This window comes from Acidisoma sp., from assembly GCF_035492295.1.
In the GTDB taxonomy this organism is placed as follows: Bacteria; Pseudomonadota; Alphaproteobacteria; order Acetobacterales; family Acetobacteraceae; genus Acidisoma.
Genome location: NZ_DATJJK010000142.1, coordinates 1 through 3,403, shown reverse-complemented (window position 1 = coordinate 3,403; position 3,403 = coordinate 1). Strand labels below are relative to the sequence as shown.

4 protein-coding genes are annotated in these 3,403 nt (G+C 67.2%); 2 read left to right on the top strand and 2 right to left on the bottom strand.

Annotated features, from left to right (window positions below; all coding sequences use genetic code 11):
* Positions 1–1,301, bottom strand: a 1,301-nt coding sequence (locus VL752_RS10075) for an ATP-binding protein (protein WP_325354719.1), incomplete at its 3' end; no start/stop codon positions are given.
* 209 nt (positions 1,302–1,510) lie between these two features.
* On the opposite strand from VL752_RS10075, the gene VL752_RS10070 reads away from it, so the two are divergent.
* The gene (locus VL752_RS10070; RefSeq protein ID WP_325354717.1) at positions 1,511–2,224 is read left to right on the top strand and encodes an SDR family oxidoreductase; all 714 of its coding nucleotides are present in this window, start codon (positions 1,511–1,513) and stop codon (positions 2,222–2,224) included.
* Positions 2,225–2,227: 3 nt separating this feature from the next.
* Here VL752_RS10070 and VL752_RS10065 read toward each other — a convergent pair whose 3' ends face one another.
* On the bottom strand, positions 2,228–2,824 hold the full coding sequence (locus VL752_RS10065) for a TlpA disulfide reductase family protein (RefSeq protein WP_325354715.1): 597 nt from the start codon (positions 2,822–2,824) through the stop codon (positions 2,228–2,230).
* 13 nt (positions 2,825–2,837) lie between these two features.
* Here VL752_RS10065 and VL752_RS10060 point away from each other — a divergent pair.
* Positions 2,838–3,403: lyase family protein (locus tag VL752_RS10060; protein ID WP_408863089.1), on the top strand; the 566-nt coding region annotated here is incomplete at its 3' end.

Sequence of the window (3,403 nt, the reverse complement as noted above, 5' to 3'; positions counted from 1 at the left end):
GTCTTTTCCCGGTCCGCCGGCGGTGTCTCGCGCGGGTCCGATGTCTCTGCCGCCGGCTTCTCGGCTGCCGGTGGCTTGGGCGGCTGCATGCCGGGCGGCTGGGCCGGCGGCCGCTGGGCCTCGACGCCGAGTTCGGCGAGCAGCGCGCGCAACTCGTCGCTGATTTCGTTGAGATAGTTGGCCTGGGTCGGGCCGAAGCTGCGGATGATCTCGGCAAGCCAGGCCGGCAGATAGCTGCGCACCAGCGCGCTGAAATCGGCGGCGTGGACCTGCCGCTGGTCATGGCCGCGGAAACGCAGGAACTGACGGTAGGCCTCGGGCCAGACGAGATAGTCGTCCGGCAGTTCGACGAAGACGGAGACATATTTGGCGCCGAAGGGAATGCCGAAATTGGGGGCGTCCTGGGTCCACACGTCACCCTGGCGGACGTCGTACATCTCGTTGCGGAAGACGATCGCCCCGCGTGACCCGCCTTGGCCGAAGGCGCCGCTCGCGGATTTCGTGCTCTCGCCGCGCGGCGGATCAAAATAATAATGAATTTTCACGCCGCTCGGCGTCGTCCGCGTTTCGGTGCGTCCGAACTGGCCGCGTCGGTCGTCGAGCCCCAGCATGGCGCGCGGCGCGGACCCACCCCAGACCTCGGGCATCAGGGTCAGTGCGAGATCATGCGGCAGGCGGAAGAAACGATTTTCGAGATAGGTCCCCATCCAGTCGGGCGAGACCTTCAGGGATGCGCCATAGGGCGCCGAGACGGTATCCTGATCCGCAGCATTGCCGCAGAGCAGCACCTCGGTCCAGTCGCTGGCCAGATCATACCCGCCCTCCTGGCGGCAGGTTTCCGTGACGTCGATGACCTCCGCACCCTCGGCGCCGATATGGAGGCGGCCATAGGTGCCATCGCGATAGCCCATCATGACCTCGCTGACCCGGCCGCCAGCGCAGGAGCGGTAACGCAGGCCGTGGCGGTTGGAGGGCAGGGAGGCGACCTTGGCGCCCATGCCGAAATTCTGGTCCAGCGCATTCTGCTTGCGCAGCGAGGAGGCGAGATCGGTGATCTTCAGCAGCTCCGCGGCCGTCATGCCCGGTCCGCTGTTCCAGAGGCGCAGTTTGCGGGCACCCTCATGCTGCCGCGACCCGATGATGACCTGGCGCTGGCCGGCTTCGGCGTGGGCGGCTGCTTCCAGCCCGTTCACCACCAGCTCCCGGATCATCATGGTCTTGGGGCAGCGCTCGATCATGCTGGAAACGAGGAAAGCCTCGTTGGCGACCTTGAGCGGGGCAATTCTGGCACGATCGGACATCAGCGCTCCGGCATTGGCACGCGCCCAGGCGTATGCCTGAGCAACAGGTGAAGCTCTGCGGCAAACTAGCGGTTCGCCGCGTTTTCGTTCGTTAAGTTAGGAAGTAAGAGGGGCCGCTGCTGCGGCGCAACAGAAAAGAGACGGAGCGGTCAGGTGACCGTCCCGCTGCCCGAAGCCATATAGACCCGGCAGACAGGAAAGGACATTCCATGCCCCAGAAAGAACCCGCAGCCCTGGTGACCGGCGGCCGGCAGGGCATTGGCCGTGCCATTGCTGACCGGCTGGCGCGCGACGGATGGCGGGTGGTGGTGGCGGACCGCGAGCCGCCGCAGGACTCGGGGACCTTTCCTCACCGTTTTGTTAAGGCCGATGTCGGCGAGGAAGCGGCCGTCAGGCAACTGATCGGGGATATCGCCGAGCGGGAGGGTCGGCTCGACGGTCTCGTCTGCAACGCCGGTTTCATGATCCGCAAGCCGATCGAGGATCTCAGCCTCGATGAATGGAATGCGGTCATCGCGACCAACCTCACCAGCACCTTCCTGCTCGCGCGCGGCGCGGCGGGGCTGCTGCGCCAGACCCGAGGCGCGATTCTGACCATCGCGTCCACCCGCGCCCATCAGTCCGAGCCGCATACCGAGAGCTATGCCGCCTCGAAGGGCGGGTTGCTGGCACTCACCCATGCGCTGGCCGTGAGCCTCGGCCCACTCATCCGGGTCAACTGCATCAGCCCGGGCTGGATCGATACGCGGGGCGGGCCGCTGTCCGAGGAAGATCACGCCCAGCATCCCGCGGGGCGCGTCGGCCGGCCGGAGGATGTTGCAGGCCTTGCCGCCTGGCTCCTCGGCCCCGAAAGCGGCTTCGTGACGGGCGCGGAATTTCTGACTGACGGCGGTATGACCCGCAAGATGATCTACGCCGAGTAGCCTTCAGAGATTGACCGTGGCCGCGGTCGCCAAATCTGGTCCGCAAAGGGCGCGGACCTTGGCGGCCGCCGCTGCCGTGCCCCAGTCGGCACCCCCGATCAGCCGCCCGCGCGGGCGGCCGTTGCGGTCGAAGATCACGGTGACAGGGATGCCGGGCACCGACCAGGCCTGCAGGATGGCGCCGTTGGGGTCGAGCAGGACCGGCAGATGGTCAATCCCGCTTCTGTCGTAAAAGGCGCGCACGGTCGCGGCACCGCCGGCGTCGGAGGAGACCGGCAACACGACGATGCCGTCTTTCGCCAAGATGCCGGCCAGCCGGTCGAGTGTCGGGAGTTCGGCCGCGCAGGGCCCGCACCAGGTGGCCCAGAGGTTGAGTACCACGCCCTTGCCGCGGTAATGGGCGAGCGTCAACGGCTGATGGTCGGGCGTGAAGAAACGGATGGCGGGCAGGGTCGTGCCGGCCGGCAGGATGGTAAGACCTTCCAGGCCGGGCAGTCCCTGGGCTCGCGCGGCCGGGGCGAGCCGTTTGCCGCCGAGCACCCCCGCAGCTAGGCTGGCCGCCGCGACCAGAGCGCCACGGCGCGATCGTAATTTGCTCATTAGGATAGGCTCCTTGACCGACACCAGCCAGCCGCAACCGGCCCACCTGTCTCAGACCGGCGAGACAAGCGCCTCCCGCGCCAATGCGCAATGGGGCGGTCGATTCGCGGCCGGGCCCGCCCAGATCATGAGCGACATCAATGCCTCGATCGGCTTCGATCAGCGGATGTGGCGCCAGGATATTGCGGGCTCGCGTGCCCATGCTGCCATGCTGGCGCAGGCGGGGGTGCTCACTGCCGAGGACGAAGCCGCGATTGCCGATGGACTGGGCGCGATCGGCGCCGAGATCGAGGCAGGGCAATTCCCCTTCGATGCCGCGCTCGAAGACATCCACATGAATATCGAGGCGCGGCTGACCGAGCGCATCGGCGATGCCGGGCGCCGGTTGCATACCGGCCGCAGCCGCAACGATCAGGTCGCGACCGACTTCAAGCTATGGGTGAGGGATGCGATCGACGGGCTTTCGGCCCAGATGACCGGCGTCATGCGCGCGCTGGTGGAGCGCGCGGCAGAACACGCGGCTGATCCCATGCCCGGTTTCACCCATTTGCAGACCGCCCAGCCGGTGACCTTCGGCCA

What these genes read in the sequence shown, in the direction of transcription:
- VL752_RS10070 (WP_325354717.1), top strand. Translation starts at nt 1,511, where the DNA reads ATGCCCCAGAAAGAACCCGCAGCCCTGGTGACCGGCGGCCGGCAGGGC.
- VL752_RS10065 (WP_325354715.1), bottom strand. Translation starts at nt 2,824, where the DNA reads ATGAGCAAATTACGATCGCGCCGTGGCGCTCTGGTCGCGGCGGCCAGC.